Annotated in this window: 20 protein-coding genes, 1 tRNA gene and 1 pseudogene; 19 read left to right on the top strand and 3 right to left on the bottom strand. The window is 41.6% G+C overall.

Annotation, left to right across the window (positions count from 1 at the left end):
- Positions 1 to 6: 6 nt before the first annotated feature.
- Positions 7 to 573 carry a 30S ribosomal protein S16 gene (locus SD449_RS06130; RefSeq protein WP_318309322.1) on the bottom strand — a complete coding sequence of 189 codons (567 nt, stop codon included), beginning with the start codon at positions 571 to 573 and terminating at the stop codon, positions 7 to 9.
- A 265-nt stretch (positions 574 to 838) separates the two neighbouring features.
- Between SD449_RS06130 and SD449_RS06125 the strand changes: the two genes are divergently transcribed.
- The 10 genes from SD449_RS06125 (at position 839) to SD449_RS06085 (ending at position 9,900) form a co-directional block, all read left to right on the top strand.
- Positions 839 to 1,294: a ferritin-like domain-containing protein gene (locus SD449_RS06125; protein WP_318309320.1), complete on the top strand. Its 456-nt coding sequence runs from the start codon at positions 839 to 841 to the stop codon at positions 1,292 to 1,294.
- Positions 1,295 to 1,439: 145 nt separating this feature from the next.
- The gene (gene dnaE / locus SD449_RS06120) at positions 1,440 to 5,825 is read left to right on the top strand and encodes a DNA polymerase III subunit alpha (protein ID WP_318309318.1); all 4,386 of its coding nucleotides are present in this window, start codon (positions 1,440 to 1,442) and stop codon (positions 5,823 to 5,825) included.
- A 102-nt stretch (positions 5,826 to 5,927) separates the two neighbouring features.
- Positions 5,928 to 6,245 (top strand): thioredoxin, encoded by a 318-nt coding sequence (trxA, locus tag SD449_RS06115; RefSeq protein WP_108246432.1) that lies wholly within the window; start codon positions 5,928 to 5,930, stop codon positions 6,243 to 6,245.
- A gap of 82 nt (positions 6,246 to 6,327) precedes the next feature.
- Positions 6,328 to 7,257 (top strand): DUF58 domain-containing protein, encoded by a 930-nt coding sequence (locus SD449_RS06110; RefSeq protein WP_318309315.1) that lies wholly within the window; start codon positions 6,328 to 6,330, stop codon positions 7,255 to 7,257.
- A gap of 122 nt (positions 7,258 to 7,379) precedes the next feature.
- Positions 7,380 to 7,453 (top strand) — tRNA-Asp (locus tag SD449_RS06105).
- Positions 7,454 to 7,604: 151 nt separating this feature from the next.
- Complete coding sequence (locus tag SD449_RS06100) at positions 7,605 to 7,874, top strand: helix-turn-helix domain-containing protein (protein WP_225603184.1); 270 nt, start codon at positions 7,605 to 7,607, stop codon at positions 7,872 to 7,874.
- A gap of 2 nt (positions 7,875 to 7,876) precedes the next feature.
- On the top strand, positions 7,877 to 8,134 hold the full coding sequence (locus SD449_RS06095; protein WP_225603183.1) for a hypothetical protein: 258 nt from the start codon (positions 7,877 to 7,879) through the stop codon (positions 8,132 to 8,134).
- 110 nt (positions 8,135 to 8,244) lie between these two features.
- Positions 8,245 to 9,018, top strand: coding sequence for a type IV toxin-antitoxin system AbiEi family antitoxin (locus tag SD449_RS06090; protein WP_225603182.1), 774 nt, complete (start codon positions 8,245 to 8,247; stop codon positions 9,016 to 9,018).
- Entirely contained in the window at positions 9,005 to 9,226 is a 222-nt protein-coding gene (locus SD449_RS19180) for a nucleotidyl transferase AbiEii/AbiGii toxin family protein (RefSeq protein ID WP_404828022.1), read from the top strand. The genes SD449_RS06090 and SD449_RS19180 overlap by 14 nt, the downstream gene beginning before the upstream one ends.
- Positions 9,211 to 9,900, top strand: coding sequence for a nucleotidyl transferase AbiEii/AbiGii toxin family protein (locus SD449_RS06085; protein ID WP_318310232.1), 690 nt, complete (start codon positions 9,211 to 9,213; stop codon positions 9,898 to 9,900). The genes SD449_RS19180 and SD449_RS06085 overlap by 16 nt, the downstream gene beginning before the upstream one ends.
- A 58-nt stretch (positions 9,901 to 9,958) precedes the next feature.
- On the opposite strand, the gene SD449_RS06080 is transcribed toward SD449_RS06085, so the two are convergent.
- On the bottom strand, positions 9,959 to 10,513 hold the full coding sequence (locus SD449_RS06080; protein ID WP_318309312.1) for a hypothetical protein: 555 nt from the start codon (positions 10,511 to 10,513) through the stop codon (positions 9,959 to 9,961).
- Positions 10,514 to 11,055: 542 nt separating this feature from the next.
- Between SD449_RS06080 and SD449_RS06075 the strand changes: the two genes are divergently transcribed.
- Together SD449_RS06075 and SD449_RS06070 are read left to right on the top strand one after the other, a co-directional pair.
- Positions 11,056 to 11,442, top strand: coding sequence for a plasmid mobilization protein (locus SD449_RS06075; RefSeq protein ID WP_225603180.1), 387 nt, complete (start codon positions 11,056 to 11,058; stop codon positions 11,440 to 11,442).
- A complete protein-coding gene (locus SD449_RS06070) occupies positions 11,439 to 13,742 on the top strand; it encodes a relaxase/mobilization nuclease domain-containing protein (protein ID WP_225603179.1) in 2,304 nt (767 codons plus the stop codon). Before SD449_RS06075 ends, SD449_RS06070 begins: the two co-directional genes overlap by 4 nt.
- A 75-nt stretch (positions 13,743 to 13,817) precedes the next feature.
- Here the strand turns inward: SD449_RS06070 and SD449_RS19175 are convergent.
- A pseudogene (locus SD449_RS19175) lies at positions 13,818 to 13,919 on the bottom strand (hypothetical protein); the annotation flags it as partial.
- Positions 13,920 to 14,152: 233 nt separating this feature from the next.
- Here SD449_RS19175 and SD449_RS06065 point away from each other — a divergent pair.
- From SD449_RS06065 to SD449_RS06035, 7 genes are all read left to right on the top strand, one after another.
- Positions 14,153 to 14,836 (top strand): response regulator transcription factor, encoded by a 684-nt coding sequence (locus SD449_RS06065; protein ID WP_121847522.1) that lies wholly within the window; start codon positions 14,153 to 14,155, stop codon positions 14,834 to 14,836.
- Positions 14,833 to 16,098, top strand: a complete 1,266-nt coding sequence (locus SD449_RS06060) for a sensor histidine kinase (protein ID WP_225603177.1) — start codon at positions 14,833 to 14,835, stop codon at positions 16,096 to 16,098. Before SD449_RS06065 ends, SD449_RS06060 begins: the two co-directional genes overlap by 4 nt.
- A 73-nt stretch (positions 16,099 to 16,171) precedes the next feature.
- Entirely contained in the window at positions 16,172 to 16,516 is a 345-nt protein-coding gene (locus tag SD449_RS06055; protein WP_225603176.1) for a PepSY-like domain-containing protein, read from the top strand.
- Positions 16,517 to 16,879: 363 nt separating this feature from the next.
- Positions 16,880 to 17,830 (top strand): DUF1259 domain-containing protein, encoded by a 951-nt coding sequence (locus tag SD449_RS06050; RefSeq protein ID WP_166250248.1) that lies wholly within the window; start codon positions 16,880 to 16,882, stop codon positions 17,828 to 17,830.
- An 86-nt stretch (positions 17,831 to 17,916) separates the two neighbouring features.
- Positions 17,917 to 18,639 (top strand): superoxide dismutase, encoded by a 723-nt coding sequence (locus SD449_RS06045; protein WP_121850579.1) that lies wholly within the window; start codon positions 17,917 to 17,919, stop codon positions 18,637 to 18,639.
- A gap of 22 nt (positions 18,640 to 18,661) precedes the next feature.
- Positions 18,662 to 20,029, top strand: coding sequence for a chromate efflux transporter (gene chrA / locus SD449_RS06040; protein ID WP_225603175.1), 1,368 nt, complete (start codon positions 18,662 to 18,664; stop codon positions 20,027 to 20,029).
- 78 nt (positions 20,030 to 20,107) lie between these two features.
- Complete coding sequence (locus SD449_RS06035) at positions 20,108 to 21,481, top strand: TolC family protein (RefSeq protein ID WP_225603174.1); 1,374 nt, start codon at positions 20,108 to 20,110, stop codon at positions 21,479 to 21,481.
- The last annotated feature ends 1 nt before the right edge of the window (position 21,482 follow it).

The following is a 21,482-nucleotide window of genomic DNA, read 5'->3' as shown; positions in this document are numbered from 1 at the left end:
AGGTTTCTATTCTTCTTCCTTGGCAGCTTCTTCGGCCTCTGCAGCAGGAGCGTCTTCTGCAGTTGCTTCTGCTTCCGCAGCAGCTTCTGTAGTTTCTTCTGCAGCTTCCTCGGCTACTTCCTCTTCAGGTAATGCAGCGGCAGCTCTTTTTTCGTTGGCCTCCTTTTCAGCAGCCAATGCTTGGGCTCTTGCCTCTGCTTCAGCTTTGCTCAAACCATCTTTCTTATCTTGGACTTTTTGCTCTTTCTCTTCCAACCAAGCTTTGAATTTCTCTTCTGCCTGCTCTTCTGTCAAAGCTCCTTTGCGAACACCGCCCAATAAGTGGTGTTTCATCAAAACTCCTTTGTAAGAAAGAATTGCTCTAGCCGTATCTGTTGGCTGTGCACCGTTCTGCAACCATTTTACAGAACCGTCAATATCAAGATTGATTGTGGCTGGATTGGTATTTGGATTGTAAGTACCCAATTTTTCCAAAAACTTACCGTCCCTTTTTGCTCTTACATCGGCAGCAACCACCCAATAGAATGGTTTACCTTTTTTACCGTGTCTCTGAAGTCTAATCTTTACTGGCATATCACATTAATTTGTAGGGTGCCCGACCCTGGTTATTAATCCTTCTTTATCGCTTTTTCCACAAAGCGGGTGCAAATATACACTTATTTGTTTATAGCACAGCGTTTAGGGCAAAAAAAGTTAAATGCATTTAACAACTGAACTCTATACCGTTAAACCTATCATAAACTACCTCAACTATTTGTAATTTTGATGTTTAACTTTACCTTATATAAAGAAGTCATCGAAAGTCGATGGCCCATAACCGATAAAATGTAGAGAGATTATGAAGTACACAGTAGAAATGTCGAACAAATTGAACGAACTTTTGGAAAGAACCTACGATGCTGAAAAAGGATTTAAACAAGCGGCTGAAAAGGTAGATAATAAAACCATCAAGCAATTCTTTATTGACAGCGCCAAGCAGAGGTATGAATTTGGCCACGAACTGAAAGCAGAAATCAAAGCTTTTGGACAAAGCCCGGACAAAGGAGGAAGTACCAAAGGAACCTTGCACCGTTCTTGGATTGATTTTAAATCGTTGTTCACCAACAACAATGAAGAAGCAATGCTGGAAGAAGTCAATCGAGGCGAGAAAGAAGCCATCGAAACTTATAATGATATATTGCACGATAAAGATTTTGTGCTGCCGCCATCCACGGAAAGCTTACTGATGAAGCAGAGAAATGCCATCAGGGAAACCTTGGAGACAGCAAATATATTCGAAACAGCAGTATCGTAATTCCAAAAGTCACTAGATACAAGCAGAAAAAGCTGGGATTTATTCCCGGCTTTTTTTAGTTGATAACTCCTCACAACTCTTTTTTACCAAATCTATCTTCTTCCGTAATTTTATTTATTCTTTTTTCGACCGAGACTGTTAGCTTATGTATTTGATTTTTGATACCGAAACCACTGGCTTGCCCAAACGTTGGGATGCCCCCATTACCGACACCGATAACTGGCCACGATGCGTTCAGATAGCTTGGCAGTTGCACGACGAACTTGGTAATCTGATAGAGCATCAGGATTTTTTGGTAAAACCCGAAGGGTTCAATATTCCCTACGAGGCCGAACAGATTCACGGTATATCCACAGCATTGGCGGAAGAAAAAGGAGTGCCTTTGAGCGAAGTCCTGGAAGCGTTCAACAAGGCATTGCTACAAACCAAATTTGTGGTGGGTCAAAATGTGGGCTTCGATATCAATATTATGGGATGTGAATTCCACCGTGAGGAAGTGCAAAGTCCCCTAACGGAACTTCCCGTGCTAGACACCTGTACCGAGCATACCGCAGAACTCTGTAAAATACCCGGAGGACGTGGTGGCAAATTCAAGCTGCCAACCTTGACAGAGCTCCACGAATTCCTGTTCGGTGAACCCTTTGCCGAAGCACACAACGCAACTGCGGATGTGGAAGCTACTACCCGTTGCTTTTTGGAATTGGTCCGCAAAAAACAATATTCCTACCAAGAACTCGATGTTCAACCCGATTATTTTGAGCGATTCTCCGAAGCCAATCCGCAGGAAATAGAGCTTATCGGGTTAAAGCACATCAACCTAAAGGCCGCATCAAAGAAAATTGCCGATGCCCTATGGGCGGAAGATACGGGTGGTGTTTCCGACGAGGAAATCCAAGAGAACGTGGAGACTTTGGAAGATGAACCTTTTGTTCATTTGCACAACCATTCCCAGTTTTCCGTACTTCAGTCCACCATCAACATAAAAGATTTGGTCAAGGCCACAGCTGATCACGGTATGCCTGCCGTTGCATTGACCGACCACGCCAACATGATGGGCGCTTTTCACTTTGTAAAAGAAGTGATGGGGCACAACAAAACGGTAAAGGCCAAAAACGAAGAACTGATAGCCAACGGTGAACAACCGACGGAGAAAGAGATTACTCCCATTGTGGGCTGTGAATTCTTTGTGTGCGAAGACCATACCAATAAAAATGTAAAGGACTACGGGCATCAAATCGTGCTGCTGGCCAAAAACAAAAAAGGGTATCATAACTTGGCAAAAATGTCCTCCATTGCCTATACCAATGGGTTTTACTACGTACCCAGAATCGACAAAAAGGTCATTGAGCAATACAAGGAAGACATCATCGCCCTTACGGGAAACCTATATGGTGAAGTGCCCAACAAAATCCTGAACGTTGGTGAAAACCAGGCCGAAGAGGCACTTTTATGGTGGAAAGAGCAATTTGGTGACGATTTTTACATCGAAATCATGCGTCACGGTCAAGAAGACGAAGATCGCGTCAATCAAGTTTTGGTGCGTATGGCCAAGGACCATAACGTAAAACTGGTCGCCACCAACAACACCTATTACTGCGATAAAAAAGATGCCGAAGCACACGATATTTTATTGTGTGTGAAGGACGGGGAAAAACAATCAACACCCATCGGTCGGGGGCGAGGCTATCGTTACGGGTTGCCCAACCAAGAGTACTACTTTAAGTCTTCGGATGAAATGAAGGAGCTCTTCAAGGATTTGCCCGAAGCCATTTTGAACATCAAGGAAATTGTGGACAAAATCGAGCCATACGACCTTGCAAGTGATATTTTGCTGCCCAAATTCAGTATTCCCGAAGAGTTCAAGGACCCACAAGACGATGTAGATGGAGGTAACCGTGGTGAGAACGCCTACTTAAGGCACATTACCTATAAAGGTGCAGAAAAACGATATGGAGAACTTACCGATGAAATTCGGGAGCGGATAGATTTTGAGCTGGAAATCATCAAAAACTCGGGGTACCCAGGATACTTTTTGATCGTGGAGGACTTTATCCGGGAAGCACGGAATATGGATGTTTCCGTAGGACCGGGCCGAGGTTCCGCAGCAGGTTCGGTGGTAGCGTACTGCTTGACGATTACCAACATCGACCCCTTGAAATACGACCTGCTTTTTGAGCGGTTCCTGAATCCGGATAGGGTATCGATGCCCGATATCGATATTGATTTTGATGATGAGGGCCGTAGCCGAGTAATGGACTACGTTATCAATAAATATGGTGCAAACCAAGTGGCGCAGATTATTACTTACGGTACCATGGCCGCCAAATCATCCATTCGAGATACGGCCCGTGTCTTGGATTTGCCCTTGGGCGATGCTGACCGTATTGCCAAATTGATTCCGAACATGTCCAAACTCAACAAGATATTTGGAGTGGACGAAGCCGACCTGAAAAAGAAGTTCCGTTCCGAGGAACTCGAAAAAGTATACGAGCTTCTCAATATAGCCGAAACCGATGATCTAGAAGGACAAACCTTAAAGATGGCCCGCGTATTGGAGGGTTCATTGCGAAACACGGGAATCCACGCCTGTGGGGTCATCATTACTCCAGACGATATTACCAACTTCGTACCCGTATCCGTGGCCAAGGATTCCGACCTTTACGTTACCCAGTTCGATAACTCGGTAGTGGAAAGTGCGGGATTGTTGAAAATGGATTTCTTGGGACTGAAAACCTTGACGCTGATCAAGGACACGGTCAAAATTGTAAAAGCAAGAACGGGAATAGAGTTGGTCCCCGATGATTTTCCGTTGGATGATGAAAAAACATACGAGCTTTTCCAACGAGGTGAAACCGTAGGGGTATTCCAATACGAATCACCCGGGATGCAGAAGCACATGAAAAACCTGAAACCTACGGTTTTTGATGACCTTATTGCTATGAACGCCCTGTACCGCCCGGGTCCAATGGAATACATCCCTAGTTTTATAGCCCGTAAACATGGTGATGAAGAAATCACCTATGATCTTCCGGACATGGAAGAATACCTGCAAGAAACCTACGGGATTACCGTGTACCAAGAGCAGGTGATGTTGCTCTCACAAAAATTGGCCGGTTTCTCCAAAGGTGATGCGGATGTGCTTCGAAAAGCGATGGGTAAAAAGATTTTTGCCCTTCTGGAAAAACTTAAACCCCAGTTCTTGGACGGCGGGGAGAAAAACGGACACCCGCGGGATGTTCTCGAAAAAATCTGGAAGGATTGGGAAGCATTCGCCTCCTACGCTTTCAACAAGAGTCACTCTACCTGTTATGCCTATATCGCCTACCAAACAGCTTATCTAAAAGCCCACTATCCTGCCGAATATATGGCAGCCGTGTTGTCCAACAACATGAACGACATCAAACAGGTTACCTTTTTTATGGAGGAATGTAAACGCATGGGATTGGAAGTATTGGGACCTGACGTCAACGAGTCCTACTACAAATTTGCCGTGAACAAGGACAATGCCGTACGTTTTGGCATGGGAGCCATTAAAGGTGTAGGTCGCTCCGCTGTGGAAACCATTGTTGAAAACCGAAAAGAAGGTGGGGCTTACCGATCTATCTTCGATTTGGCCAAACGTGTAGATTTGCGTGCTGCCAATAAAAAGGCATTCGAAAACTTAGCATTGGCGGGTGGATTCGATTCCTTTGGTGATACCCATCGTGCACAATATTTTCACGATGATGGTGATGGTATAACCTTCTTGGAAAAGGCAGTGAAGTATGGTTCCAAGTTTCAGGAAAATCAAAATTCATCACAAGTAAGCCTTTTTGGGGATGCGAGCGAGGTTCAGATTCCCGAACCCATTGTACCGCCATGTGAAGAATGGGGAACCATGGAAAAGCTACGCCGTGAAAAAGAAGTGGTCGGCATCTATATTTCGGGCCACCCGTTGGATGATTTCAAAAAAGAAATCAAGGCTTTTTGTAAAAATACGGTAAGCGATTTTGCTCGTTTAGAAGAGCACGTAAATCGGGAACTCACGGTTGCCGGAGTAATTACGGATGTGCAGCATCGGGTTTCCAAAAACGGTAAAGGTTGGGGACTCTTCACTCTGGAAGATTACAATGAATCTTACGAACTAAGGATTTTTGGGGAAGAATACTTAAAGTTCCGCCACTTTTTAATGATCAACTCCTTCGTGCACGTGCGTGCGTATGTCCGCGAAGGCTGGGTAAATCGGGATACGGGCAAAAAAGGGGACCCTAGGCTGCAGTTCAACGACTTTAAACAGCTTCAGGATGTAATGGATGCCTTTGCCAAAAAACTCACCATCAAACTGAACATAGATCGCCTGCAAGAGCAACGCATCAGAACATTAAAGGACACTTTAACATTACATAAAGGTGACCACCCGATAAGTTTTGTAATTTATGAGATGCAAGAGGAAATCAAACTCAAACTATCGAGCCGAAAACAAAAGGTGAAGATAAACAGCGAGTTACTTTCCGAACTGGAAGCACATGAAATTCATTACAAATTGAATTAGATCATAATTATTGTCAATGGCGCAATAATTAAAACGAATACGCCCTATGTAAGTTACATGGGCATTATTTGACTAACTTTGCATAATATTAAAATAAATAAGATGGCACTAGAAATAACAGATGCAACTTTTGATGAAGTTGTTTTAAAAAGTGACAAGCCTGTCCTAGTAGATTTTTGGGCAGCATGGTGTGGACCTTGTAGAATGGTAGGTCCGATCATTGAAGAAGTAGGACAAGAATACGATGGCAAAGCCGTTGTTGGGAAAGTTGATGTTGATGCCAACCAACAATTTGCCGCTAAATACGGTGTGCGTAATATCCCTACCGTTTTGGTTTTTAAAGATGGTGAGGTAGTAAACCGTCAAGTAGGCGTATCTCCTAAAAAAACCTATACAGATGCTATTGATGCAGCGCTGTAAAACAAAACTTGGAATTAGATTTTAAAAAAGGTTTGGCAAATGCCAAGCCTTTTTTATTTTATCTTGTCTGCAGAAATGAATTATGGACGTACGATCGGAACTTAGCAAAGCGACCCTTTTCCAAAATCTGGAACTCTTGGCCCACCAAATTGTGGAAGGATTTATCAGTGGCATCCATAAAAGTCCGTTCCATGGATTTTCGGCGGAGTTTGCCGAACATAAAATTTACAACCCCGGGCAGAGCACCAAACATATAGATTGGAAGCTTTTTGCCCGTACGGACCGCTTGTACACCAAACGCTATGAGGACGAAACCAACCTTCGCTGCCATATGATTTTGGACAACTCAGCCTCGATGTACTACCCTGAGGTAAAGGAATATTCCTTGGGCAACCTCAACAAAATTGGTTTTGGAGTGCTTTCCATTGCCGCCTTAATGCAAGTTTTGAAAAAACAAAGGGACGCCGTTGGGCTAAGCATTTATTCCGACACCTATGATTTCCATGCTTCGGAAAAAAACAGTGAGCGACATTTTCAGATGCTGTATTCCAAGCTGAACGAAGTCGCTGCTCATAGGACAAACACGAAAGAAACCAAAACCTATACGTTTCTGCATCAAATTGCAGAGAAAATACATCGGCGAAGCCTTATTTTTCTTTTTTCCGATATGTTCCAGACAGAAACAGAAGAGGAAAAATTGTTTGAAGCGCTCCGTCATCTCAAATACAACAAGCATTCGGTAGTGCTGTTTCATCTGTTGGACCAAGCACATGAACTGAATTTTGATTTTGACAATGCTCCTAAACGCTTTGTGGATGTGGAAACAGGACAACATATAGATCTGTACGCCGATTCCATTAAAAAAGCATACTCAAAAAAGGCCCTGCAATATCAAAAAGATCTCAAATTGAAATGTTCCCAATACCAAATAAAATACATTGGGGTAGATGTTGGGTCCGACTTCTCCCAAGTATTGAACTCCTTTATGATCGAGCGACAAAAATTTGCCTAAACATTTTTAAAAAAATGTTTTGCCGAATCCGAAATGAGAGTGTATATTTGCACTCGCTTTAAAAAAGCAATGAACAAGATTTGAATCCGACTGTTGTCGGAGTCTAAAAAGATAAAATCATTGGTCTGGTAGTTCAGTTGGTTAGAATACCTGCCTGTCACGCAGGGGGTCGCGGGTTCGAGTCCCGTCCAGACCGCAAGTAAAATCAAGCCCTCACGGATGTGGGGGCTTTTTTATTTTCTGGTTTATAAACTATTTATAAACATTGAAGGGTTTAATAATCAATATTTTAAAGAAGACTAAAAAAGTCATATATTGAGACAATATAACCCCACCAATTGAGTACCATGGAAGTCATCTGTGTTCAAAAAGAAGCGTTTTATGCCCTTTTCGATAAGGTGATTGAACATATTGAATCCAACCGGAAAGACAATAAGGAAAAATGGATTGATGGAGAAGAGGCAATGTCAATCCTTAAAATAAAATCTACAACTACCCTTCAAAAATTGAGGGATGAGGGAAAAATCAGGTTTTCCCAGCCCCAAAAGAAAATCATACTTTACGACAGGGACTCCATTATGGAATATATCGAGAAACACGCCCGAGAAACATTTTAACTATGGAAGAAGAAAACAAGGTTGACGAAAAATTCAAAAGTGCTTTTAATCTTGGCTATCGGGTTGCAGAGGAGTTGAATCTAAAAACATTGATATTTGAGAATCAAGAAAAGATAATGCCCGATAATCCCATGCATTTGGGTATGCAGCAGTTTATTGAAGAAGCTAAACTTTCTCAAAATATTCGACAGAATAAATCCCTAAATCAAGCAAAAAGTAAAGAGCGAAAAAAAAGAAGAGGAAAGGGTTTAGGTCTTTAACACTAAAATCAGTTCGCATATTTTGTCATTTAGGTACTAAAAGTACCAAAAAGTCCAGTTTTTTAAACTAATTCTTTAAAAGGGTTTAAAAAATTGCGTATTTTGGTACCATGAGTACCGATTCAAAATTAAAAATAAACCAATTGTTGAGTTCACATCCTTCGGGCATCGTGTACTTATCTTCTTGGTTGGTAAAGCAAGGTTATAGTCTTGACCTGCAAAAGAGGTATCGTAAGAGCGATTGGTTTACCTCAATTGGCACTGGGGCCATGATACGCTCTGGAGAAGATGTTGGCTACGAAGGAGCCATCTATGCCCTGCAGAAACAGGCGGATTTATTTATCCATCCCGGCGGTAAAACTGCGCTAGCACTTCTTGGAAAATCACATTATTTGGAATTATCCCAAAAAAGGGCAACCCTCTTTGGTGGCAAAGTTGAGCGCCTGCCTGCTTGGTGCGTGCGGTACGATTGGGGCATAAAACTGGATTATCACAGTTCCTCTTTTTTGCCCCCGAATATCGGACTTACCGAGATTGAGCTAAAAACGTTTTCAATCAAGGTTTCCAATGCGGCAAGGGCATTGATGGAGTGTCTCTATCTAGCACCCAAAAAGCAAACATTGCTAGAGTGCTACCAATTGATGGAGGGCTTGAATAATCTGAGACCCGATTTGGTCCAGAACCTATTGGAAAACTGCACCTCTATAAAGGTCAAACGCCTTTTTCTCTATATGGCTGAAAAGACCAGTCACAGTTGGTTCCAACATATTAAAACTGCGGCAATAGATTTGGGAAGCGGTAAACGTAGCATCGTTCAAGATGGCATTTACAATGGAAAATATAAAATAACCGTCCCGAAAGAACTTGAAAATGGTGAATTATAAACCACAGGTATCCTTATTGTTGACCGTACTGCCAGAAGTGGCAAAGGAAGACTGTTTTGCACTGCATGGGGGGACGGCGATTAATCTATTCGCTAGAGAGACGCCCAGGCTATCGGTGGACATTGCTTTGACTTATATACCACTAGAAGATAGAGAAACCTCATTTGAAAATATCAATAGTGCCTTGATCGAATCAAGGAAAACGTAGAAGCAATAGCAACAGATATCAGGATTGTACATAAGCCCAAAAATCTGAAACTTCAAATATCGAATAGGGGGGCTCAAATAAAACTGGAAGTCAATCAGGCCATGCGTGGAACCATGGAACCACCCGTTACCATGATATTGTGCAAGACGGCCCAAGAAACTTTTGATGCGTTTTGCGAAATTCAAGTTGTACCTATCGGTCAACTTTACGACGGAAAAATATGTGCCGCACTTGACCGCCAACACCCAAGGGATTTGTTCGATGTAAAACTTCTTCTCGTAAATGAGGGCTTTACAGAGCAAATCAAAACCGGATTTCTTTTCGGACTTTTAAGTAGCAAGCGACCGATTCATGAACTTCTGAATCCAAATCTTATTGACCAGCGTTCGGCAATGAGCAATCAATTTGAGGGTATGAGCGAAGAAGAATTTACTTATGAAGATTTTGAGGCTACGAGAAGTTTGCTTATCAAAAACATCCTTGAATATTTTACTGACAAGGACAAGGAATTTCTGCTGAGCTTCCAAAATGGCACTCCTGATTGGAATTTATTCGATTTTGGAGATTACCCTGCCGTGCAATGGAAATTGCAAAATCTACAAAAATTAAAGGAAGCTAATCTGGAAAAGCATAAGGAGCAATTGAATCTTTTAAAAAGTGGGCTTATAGCTTAACCATAGTCATGAACGGGCTCCATAAAACAATTCGTTAACACATAAGTACAATTCATAACTAGAAAACAGGCACGGAATCATTTAATGATAAACAATACATATCCATAACTTCTAAAATATTTTCATAGGTATATTCATCCACCAGCGACAAATCAAACTCATCGGCGAAATTACATAGGAGCACTTTGAGTTCCTCAATTGTTTCCTGTTCTAGACCGCTTGCATTGGGTTCGTAAATCCTATACGCTAGAGACCTGCCGAATTCTTCATCGAAGTTTGTTTCGGAACAAACAGCAGCATCATATTCGAAACCTTCCAAATAATACAAATATTTCTGGTTCACACCCCAGAAATATAAAGCGATACCTTCCTCTTTTGTCAGATTGTTTTTAAAACACCATAGCATTTCAAATAAGACCAGTTCAATTTCGTAAGGCAGGTCAAATCCGTAGTAGTTAACACTTTCGAACAAGTCGGTAATTGCCCTGTTATTTGATTGCGGTTCAAAAGAAAATCGCATCAATAATTTACGGAGCACTATCTTTTTGAAATAGGCTACCATGGTCGAATTGACCTCTTTTGTAATGAACATTTTGTCGCTGACACTAATCAAAGGGCTATGAATTTTCTTGCTAATGGATGTTCGAATCCGGGGATTACTCAAAAATACCGAGTAGAAATTTTAAAGAAGGAGTAGTACTCATTTTTAACTTTTATATCCATTTATATATTCCCAAGCAGCTGCGGAAGTCGCACAAAAATTTCACTCCAATCCTTCCCGTCCGGACACGCTTCGCCGGTCCGACCATGAAGTCTTTCCGTTCCAGTTTTGCTCGACCCCCTCGGCCAGCGCAAAAGTACAAGCGGCCGAAAAGCCGCTTGAACTTTTTTCTCCCTACCCACAAAAAACAGAGACAATTCTGTTCTTTTTCTAAGATTTTGAATTTCCATATTAGACCATTTAAAAGTTTATGCTGTACCTATTTGAACTCATATGGCTTGATATGATTTAACAGCATAAATAATTGATTATTAATTAGTTATATTCATTTTTAATCGCTTATATTTATCCGTGGAACGGATAGCGAGTTGGATTCTAAGTAACTTAGAATTGTCTACTTCTGGCGAAGTGTTTTGCTTTCAAAAGCAACGAAAATGGAACAACGGAAAAGAGGCCGAAAACAATTGGGAAACAAGAAGCGGTACCACAACGTGATGCTCCGTTTCAACGATTCGGAATACGAAAAATTGAAGGTAATATGCGAATCATTTAATCTGGATATTTCAAAACGGGGAACGATAAGCCCCTTATTGAGAAGGTTGGTACTGAACCAAAAGGCCGATGAAAAGGACAGGCTCCCGGATACCTCAAATCTGGCGTACCAAATCAACAAAATCGGCAACAACATCAACCAACTGGTCAAGTTGGCACACCATAAGAATTTGAGAAACCCGAACGTGGGCCTGCAAGATGAAATGCAAAGGACGAACGGATTGCTGCTGGAACTCGTAGAAATCTTAGGTGAGAAAAAAACAGGATGATAGGAAACATCATTTATGGTGAAACCTGCCAGGGGACGTTGAACTATGTTCTCAGCAAGGAAGGTATGCGGATACTCGGTTACGGAAACACATTTTCTCAAAACATCTCACCAAAGTTTTTCGGGAGCGTACTGCATTTTCAGGGACAGCGCAATGCAACCAAGAACCGCTATGCCCATATCAGTCTGAGCCTTCCCCACGGCGAACACCTTGACGATGCGACCTTTTTCAGAATATCAAAAGAATATATGGACAGCATGGGCTACGGAGAACAGCCCTACGTCGTGGTCAGGCATACGGATACCAAGCACGAGCACGTACATATCGTGACCACCAACGTGAAGGAAGATGGAAAGATTCTCAGTATTTTTAACAGCTATCGCCGGAACATCGCTGCCCACCAAGCCCTCGAAAAAAAGTATGGCCTATCGCCGTCCCCAAGCACCAAACAGGAAAGGGAACTTCCCCTTTACCGATTACCGGACCTGAAAATCGATGTGGACAATACCCAAGGGACGAGGTTCTATATCCAAGATGTTTTGAATACCGTCCTCCAAAAATTTAAGGTGCGGAGCTTCGAAGAACTGGCGAGACTCGTCAAGCCCTATCACATAGAAGTCAGACAGACTAAAAATAAATCCGGTAGGATTGGAGTGGCCTATGGTCTAAACAACCAACAGGGATATCGTACACGATTCATCAACGGTTCAGAGGTACACCGACAGTTGAGCGGCCCGAAACTGCAAAAGGTATTCGACATACATTCAAAATCGAAGCAGTTGCCAATGCACCGGAAACGCTTGCTCAAACAGATAGAGACCACCTACAATCTTTTCAAGACCATCCATCCAAAAGACCTGAAAGAAGTGCTCAAAAACTATCAGAACATTGATATAAAACTGGACACGAAAGGCCATACCATTTTGGGATATACCATCTATGACAAATCTCGATACGTTTTCCGTGAAAGGGAGCTCAGCAAAAACATCCGCATGTTGAACCGTCAGGACATTTTCGGAAACGGCGATAAACCCACGACAACCGACATCGAGAGCAAACAGTTCAAACTGGAAATCCGAAAATTGCTAAAGGAGGCTTTCCGCACATCCTACATAAAATCCCAAAAGCAGAGAGGGCTGTTCTCGGAGTATATTGCCCAAACAGATTCCAAGGATGTGTCCAAACATTTATTAAAGTCCAAGGGCTTTCAGTTTCTGGACCGTTACTTTTCAAAAGAGCAGAAGAAACATCTAGGAATGGCCTTTGCCTATGCCTACCCAAAAGTGAGGGATGAACTTTATGAAAGGGAAACAAAAAGAGAGGAAGAAACCTTAAAAAGCAGGTTCAGGCTTATCGGAAAGGTATTGGAAAAGCAAGTTTTCAATGTGGGCACAAAAGGGGGAAGCGTTCGGCACCTGTTCCGATCGTTGGGGGTCCGCTACCACAACAACCAGTTGTTATTTGCGGACTCCGACAAGCATAGCCTGCCCGCCCATATCGGAAAGCTCGACTTTCCCAAAGACATGGAAGAATATGTTTCGAAGTCCTTTGTGCGCCAGAACCATCTGATGTTGGAAGTGCTGACGGAACGAAATCCAGAAAACCGCGCAAAGCCGACGGCAACCGCCATTTTCCTGCCCATGGTTTTTCCACGGCTCTACGAACGTATGAATAACGCTCATAAGCAACACTTTGATAGCGTTGCCTTGGAAGGCTATGTAAAATACGCTGAACAGATGCAAGCTCCACTAGAAAAATCGCCGAGAGATTATATCGCTTTTTTCAATGCCAAGGGTTTCTATTTTGAAAAGGGAGAAAAGGGATTTAGGGTCAAATCGATTTACACAGACTATAGTGCTAGCTACACCCTATCGGAAAGGACGGGCCGTTATCTGGATTCCATTCCCAATTTGACTTTAGTCCTAAAAGAACAAGATAAGGTCATCAATGGTTTGGTAGAAGATAGCAGGGATAATCTCAAAAACCTATGGACGGGCTATTTGACTGAAAAGGGATTTTATAATAGCGTCACTTATATGATGACCAATGAGAACATTGAGCCAAATCTGCACAAGGAAATAGTCCAATACCATTTGGAAAATGGCCTTCAAAAAACTATTCAAGAGGCCATTACCAGAAAATCCGCCATGGAACACAATCGTGTACTTAAAAAAAGTACTCGTGCCGCAAGTTCCTTGATGGAAAGCAGAGGCAATGATGAAGAAGCCTTTAATGGCTTCAAGGACGAGCTTACTGATTGGAGGAAGCGAAAGAGAAAGCGAAGTGGACTTTCACTCTAAATTCTGCGTTCTATTTTAGTTCTGAAACACTTATTTAAGAGACTTTTTCAAAATGAAAACTATTTCCTTCTTGGTTTACTTCCGCTTGTTAGTTGTTAACATATACACGCAAGGAATCACAATCAAATTCAGAATCGTTGCAGAAAGCAGTCCGCCAAAAATGACCACAGCCATCGGGGTTTGAGTTTCACATTTGGGTTGAACATCTTTTTAGTACCAGACAAATTCCATCCAATAAGATTTGTATGATTTTCTCTACAGCGAAGTTAATTATAATTAAGAACTGATCATACCCTTAAAAACCTTCGGGTTGAATCTAATTAACAAAAATGCCCCATTTTTCCTAAATCCAAAAGTTCGAAAGAGTTCATTACAAAATTTCTACAGATTTAATTCCGTATTTTGAGAACATGAAACTGCTCATTATAGAAGACGAACCTGAAATGCTAAAAAGCCTCGAAGAATTCGCCGCGGAAGAGGGGTATTTTTGTGATGTCGCCTGTAATCTCTCCGAAGGTCTGGAGCGCATCGGTCTTTATGATTATGACTGTATTATTTTGGACATTAATCTTCCAGATGGTAATGGTTTCCATTTGCTAGAGGTTCTCCATAAGGATGATAAGTCCGATGGGGTAATCATCCTTTCTGCCCGTAATTCCCTGGACGATAAATTAAAAGGCTTGGGGTTAGGAGCTGATGATTACCTGACCAAACCATTTTACTTTTCCGAGTTGAATGCCCGTATAAAGGCAATTATAAGGAGAAAACAATTCAAGACAAATAGATTGGTTCACTATGCTAATCTGGTAATAGAACCAGATCAGTACATAGTTGGAATTGATAATCTCGAAAGCCCACTTTCTCTAACAAAGAAAGAATATGCTATCCTTACCCACTTGATCAACAATCACAAACGGGTGATCACCAAGGTTTCTTTGGCAGAATATATCTGGGGCGATTACGTAGATGAGGTACAGAGTTTTGATTTTTTGTTTTCACAAATCAGAAATTTGAGACGCAAGCTAAAGGAAGCAGGTGCCAACGTGGAAATAACCAATATTTACGGTGTGGGATACCAAATAAAAACAATATGAAGCTGCTTTCTTATACGACCCGAATCCAATTATTCGCATTTCTTTTACTGTTTGGGATATTCTCGACCTTGTTTTATCTGGTGCTAAGCTGGAATGTACTTCAAAACGTAGATGAGGTTTTGTATAACCGTAAGATGAACTTGCTTGCCTATCTCGAAAAGCACCCGGAAATATCCATAGCGAAGGATTACCCTCTGGACGATTTTACATTTTACCCTATTGATATAAATACGTTTCAAGACGGAAAAGAAAGCTATGCCGACACATTGATCTATGAACCGATAGATGCCGAATTAGATGAGTACCGGAAGCTGATAACATTTGTGGAATTAAACGACAGCTATTACAAACTGGAAATTGTGAAGCCTCACCTGGAAGCAACTGAAATCATTGGTACGATTGCTATTACGCTAGGAGGGCTATTTTTTGGACTTGCTTTCTGTTTTTACCTCTCAAACAGAATGCTTTCTCGAAGAATATGGCAGCCCTTTTATACTATGCTTGACAAGCTCAAAAATTATAATCTTGGCAATGCAAATACACCAGTATTCCCAAATTCCAAAATTGAAGAATTTCAGCTATTAAATAATGTGATGACCGAACTGACTCGGAAAAACAAGGAGGTCTTTGATAACCAAAAACAGTTTGTCGGGGACGCTTCCCACGAAATGCAGACCCCTCTGTCCATAATCCAGTCAAATCTGGAAGCACTTATAGGCCAAACACAGCTCTCCGAAAAGCAGTCTGACATCCTGGAAGGTATCATCGGTTCCACACAAAGGCTGAAAAAACTGAACAAAACCCTGTTGCTGCTTGCGAAAATAGAGAATGACCAGTTCCTAACAACGGAAGAGGTAAATGTTGATGGAATAATAGGTAGGTCGCTGGAATTTTATGAGGAGCAGAAGGAAGCCTTAAACATTAGGACAGAGATCGATATCAGGAATGAGGCAATTGTCCAGGGAAACAGGTTGCTTATCGAGATTCTCATCCAAAACCTGCTCAAAAACGCCTTCCTGCACAACGTGAAAGATGGAAAAGTAATCATAAACCTGGACGGGAAACGATTGGTTATTACCAACACCGGTAGCGAAAAGGGGGTTGACAAGGAAAAATTGTTCCAACGGTTCTATAAATCTTCCAACAATCCAGATTCGTGGGGCCTTGGGTTGGCCATTGCACACAAGATTGCCGATAAGGGCAATTGGAGGTTAACGTACAGTCACAAAAATGCGCTTCACACATTCACCGTCGATTTTTGACAATCCCAAATTTCTACAGATTCAGTTTTTACATTTGGTATGAGTTAAATGTTAATCTTTAAATTTTAATGCTATGGATACAAATAAGAAATTTTTTCGCATTTTGCTGTTATCCCTACTATTTATTGGTGGCGGAATGTTCACGGCTACGGCACAATCCGATATAAAAGAGCTAAGTGAAGAGGCCATTGAGTTCTCCAATCTTCCAAAGGCCGTACAGGATGCCTTTAAGAATTCCGATTATGCCAAATGGGAAATTGAAGAGGTGGAAAAGGTCGAGACCGATAAGGGAACTATGTATGAACTTGAGGTCGAGAACGAGGATGAGACGTATTATGAACTCTATTTTAGCCCCAAAGGAGAACTGGTGCTTAAAAGGGAGGAAAGCCACTCGGACGGCGATGACGATCATCGATAAAATTTGGATGAAGATAGTCTAGTTGATTTTTTAATGATCATATAAGTTGGGAGATGCCAGAAAGAATGATTTTGGACTTGTGCATCTCCCAATTTTTTAATGTTAATGGGAAAAATTGGTTTAGCCTTGAGTTCGTTCCTTTTCTTCGTGCGGAAGATGGTGCGTCAAAGGTTAATGGGCTATTATTTCATGATCCGTAATCAGGCAAAGAAAGGTACGTATTTTCTTGTTACCCGCATTCCTGTCCGTTTTGGTAATAAATTGGCAACATCAGTCTCATTTGCTTTTCAATTTGGTATCTTATTTTTAAACTAAACTATAGAATTGAAAATAACTGAATATATATTTTACAAAAACTGAACTATGAAAAAAATATGGATTTTTGTATTAGCGTTGATGCTAATTTCTTTTGGTTGTGAGCAACCTAACAAGAAAGATGATTCAAAAGAATCGGCTGAAAAACCTTTAAAAAACAATAATGAATTAAAGGCGATGGATATTGGAACCTTAAAATCCGGACTTGGGATGGAAGGAAAGGAAGAAGGTGGGCAATTTAAAGTTACCATTCCGCAAAACGACCTGAATGTAATGGTTGATGGTTTTAAGATTATTCCCCCGATGGGATTGGGCAGTTGGGCTGCTTTTGCACCAACCTCGGCACAAACTATGGTTATGGGCGATATAGTGGTTACGGAAAAAGACCTGAAACCGGTACAACAGGAAATAATCCAACAGGGATTGACGGTTACGGCGATCCACAACCATTTTGTAAGGAACGAGCCAGATGTAATGTACATGCATATCGGTGGTATGGGAAGCGAAGAAAAATTGGCCAAAAGTTTAAAAGCTATTTTTGATAAGGTAACGGAAATTAGGGGAGCAGACCCGTCCGCCGTAGAAATGTCGTCGGTGGAGAACACGCTGGACACCAAAAGGATTGACAGCATCTTAGGGCATAGCGGGACTATGACCAATGGGGTGTATAAAATCACCATTGGCCGACCCGATGTAAAGCTGACGGAACACGGAGCTCCTGTTAGCACATTCATGGGGTTCAACACTTGGGCAAGTTGGCAGGGCACACCTGAAAAAGCAGCAGTAGCCGGTGATTTTACTATGCTGTCAGATGAAGTAGCTCCGGTTATCAAAGCACTTATTGAGAATGACATTGAAGTGGTAGCGGTACATAATCACATGGTGCACGAGGATCCAAGAATTTTCTTTCTTCATTATTGGGGAATTGGATCAGCCGAAAAATTAGCAATAGGATTAAGAGAGGCTTTGGACAAAACGGGAGTAATTAATGCGGAATAAATTTACACCGGCACCGGTTTCATTTGCCTTTCTTATTCGGCATCTTACAATTGAAAGTAACGAGTTTAAATAAAAAAATCAGAAAAATGGACAGAAAAGAATTTATAAAAAATTCAGCAATTCTTGGAGGAGCAACCATTCTTCCTATAAACAATGTTTTTTCCCAAAGTGTTAATGAAGCAAGTATTGACAAACTGGTAGACAGCAACGGAAACTTTATCCAAAAGCCGTTACCATATAAGAAGACCTTTTTAGAGCCTTATATGGACGAAGAGACCTTGCACTTGCATTATGAATTTCACCACGGTGGTGCAGTCAAAGGTGCCAATAAGGATTTGGAAAATATCAAGAAAAATCTCGACTCCGGTGAAATGGATAGTGTCGATTTGTGGACCAGGAAATTGTCCTATCATTTTTCAAGCCACGTACTACACACTATTTTTTGGACAAATCTCACAAACAAGAAAAGCGAGCCCAAGGCAGAGCTTCTAAAGCAAATAGAAAAGGACTTTGGTTCATTTGATAAACTCAAGTCCTACATAGCAAAAGTTTCTAAAAGTGTAGAAGGCAGTGGTTGGGGAATTTTAGGTTACCAGCCTTATTCACAATCCCTCACACTTCTCCAGTGTGAAAATCATCAAAAGCTTACCCAGTGGGGCGTTATTCCCATATTGGTCATAGACGTTTGGGAACACGCGTATTATTTAAAACATAAAAACAAGAGAGGTGATTTTGTTGATACTATAATGGAAATCATAAATTGGGATAACGTAGCACAACGTTTTGCGAATGCTAAAAAGATTAACTAAGAACTAATTATCGTCAAAGGCAATGTCCAGTGTATCAAATCCCTCTAAAAACCAGGTGTTACCATTCAGCGAGGCGTTAAAAGTTTGGGTAAAAGTAGCCATCCATAGTTTTGGTGGCCCGGCAGGCCAAATTGCGGTCATGCACAAATTTTTGGTGGAAGAAAAGAAATGGATCAGCGAAAACCGCTTTTTGCATGCGCTGAATTATTGCATGTTGTTGCCAGGTCCCGAAGCACAACAACTGGCCACATACATAGGTTGGCTGCTTCATAAAAAAAAGGGCGGATTGGTTGCCGGACTACTTTTTATATTGCCAGGATTTATATCCATACTGATCTTGAGCATTCTTTATGCAGCTTATCGGGATGTGGCTATCGTTGACGCCATATTTTTCGGCATTAAGCCGGCAGTGCTGGCCATTGTAATTGGTGCGGTTATAAAAATTGGCAAGAAAGCCCTTAAAAATGAAGTCATGGTAATTATGGCTGCCTTGGCATTTGTTGCCATCTTCTTTTTTGAGATGGACTTTCCTTACATTGTACTTGCGGCAGGGATAACAGGCTTTCTTGGAGGCAAATTCTGGGAGGAGAAATTTCATGTCATTAAAGGCCATGCGGATAAAACAGAACAGGAAAATGATTATTTAATTGACAGCCATATTCAACAAGTCAAACCCTCATTCAAGAAGACCCTCCAAACGATTTTATTGTACCTCTCTTTGTGGGCATTGCCGTTAATTTTAATCGCATTATGGGTTGGCGTTGATTCCATCTTCTTTAGCGAAGGAATATTTTTTAGCAAAACCGCAGTGGTTACGTTTGGAGGAGCCTACTCGGTTCTTGCCTACATAGCTCAAAAAGCAGTGGAAGATTACGGCTGGCTGAAAAGCGGAGAAATGCTGGATGGTTTAGGTATGGCAGAAACCACACCGGGTCCACTCATACAGGTCGTGCAATTTGTAGGGTTTATGGGAGCTTACCGCTTTGCTGGCACTATGGATCCTCTACTGGCCGGAATCTTAGCTTCCTTACTGGTAACCTGGACTACCTTTATTCCCTGCTTCTTGTTCATATTTACTGGTGCTCCCTATATTGAATACCTCAGAGGAAATAAAAGCCTGACGACTGCCTTATCAGGAATTACGGCTGCTGTTGTAGGTGTAGTACTCAACCTTGGTGTTTGGTTTACCATCCACACACTGTTTGGGAAAGTGAACGAAAGCCATTCACTTGGAATAAGATGGTTAATCCCGGAATGGGAGACTATAAACATTCCTTCATTGGTGATCGGATTGATAGCCGCCTTTGCCTACTTCATCCTCAAATGGAACATGCTTAAAACCATACTCATCAGTGTGATATGTGGTATCCTTTATCATTTCATTTTTTAAAATAGCGGAATACTTCTGTTCCCGTATTTCTACAGAATCGGGTCATAATTTTGTAACGAATTACATTAATAATTGAATATGATCCGAAAATTCAAGCTTATCCTGTTGGCATCTATTCTTGCTGTTTCTTGGACAAATGTACGGTCTCAAACACAACCGACAATTGTACAATTACTGGACACTGCTAAGAAAAATTATCCGGCAATTCTTGCCTCAGCGTCTCTTGAGCGGGCATCTGAAGAGAAGGTAAAATCCACCAGACGATTGTTGGTTCCAGAAGTTTCCGCCTCCACCTACATTAATTATGTTACTTATAACAACATTACCGGAATGTTTTTCCCCGAATATTTTCTACCTGTAAGTGGGCCTCCATCTGCCAGGAATCTAAATGATATGGTTTGGGGGTCAGCTGCCGGTCTGCTCATGAAATGGGAACCCTACACTTTCGGAAGAAGAAATAATGAGATAAAGGCAGCGGAAAGCACCCATGAGGCCAGCACTTCCATAAAGGATCTTACACTTTTAGAGCATAGCGTTCAACTATCGAGTACCTATCTGGATTACCTCCTTGCTATACAAATTCTTGATCTACTGGAAAGTGATCAGGAAAGATCGAGATCAAATTACGAACAGGCTGTGGTCCTGGCTAATTCAGGGCTGGTTTCAGGGGTGGATACTGCACGATTTAGGACGGAGCTTTCCAAGGTGAAAATCAATATACTGCAACAACAAAATACCATTCATGAATATAAAGAGAAACTGTCTGAGTTAATTGCGGCTGATTTGCCAGAAAACCTGGCGGATTCTACCTTTCTTAAAGTACTTCCCAGGTTGCCAGAAGTTTCAGGGGTGATTCATCCAAAGGAAAACCTGGCCATAGCCCAATGGAATGCCGCACAATACCAATTTAAAGCTGAAAAATTAAGCTGGTTACCTACTTTAAGTGTATGGGGCACCGCTTATGGCAGAGGTTCGGGGGTTCAGCTTGACAACAACGGTAACAGTTTTGTCAATAATCCTACTGATGGATTTAATCTGACCCGGTTCAATTATGGCCTGGGTTTACAATTGACTATGCCGCTGACCCAAATCAGCCGATACAAAACCCAATGGAAAGCCAAGGAATGGGAAACTGAAGCTTATAAACAGCAACTTGAAGAAGTGAGACTGACCCTCAATAAACAAAAAACCATAGCTGATAAGGCCTTAGAAACAGCAATGGCTATTGCAAGAGAGACTCCGTACCAGGTTGAGGATGCTCTTTATGCTTACGAAGCCGCACAATCCCGATACCAGGCCGGGTTGATGAGCTTTACGGAACTGATTGAATCCCAAAACGAACTGATTACTGCGGAAATAGAACTACGAAAATCCTATTGGGAAGCCTGGAAAGCACTATTGTATACAGCTGCTGTCAATGGTAATTTGGAAATATTCTTAAATCAATTATAGG

Origin of the sequence: Flagellimonas crocea (assembly GCF_033441595.1) — a bacterium.
Taxonomy (GTDB): Bacteria; Bacteroidota; Bacteroidia; order Flavobacteriales; family Flavobacteriaceae; genus Flagellimonas; species Flagellimonas crocea.
The sequence above is the reverse complement of the archived record's forward strand: the minus strand, read 5'-3'. Positions and strand labels throughout refer to the sequence as shown.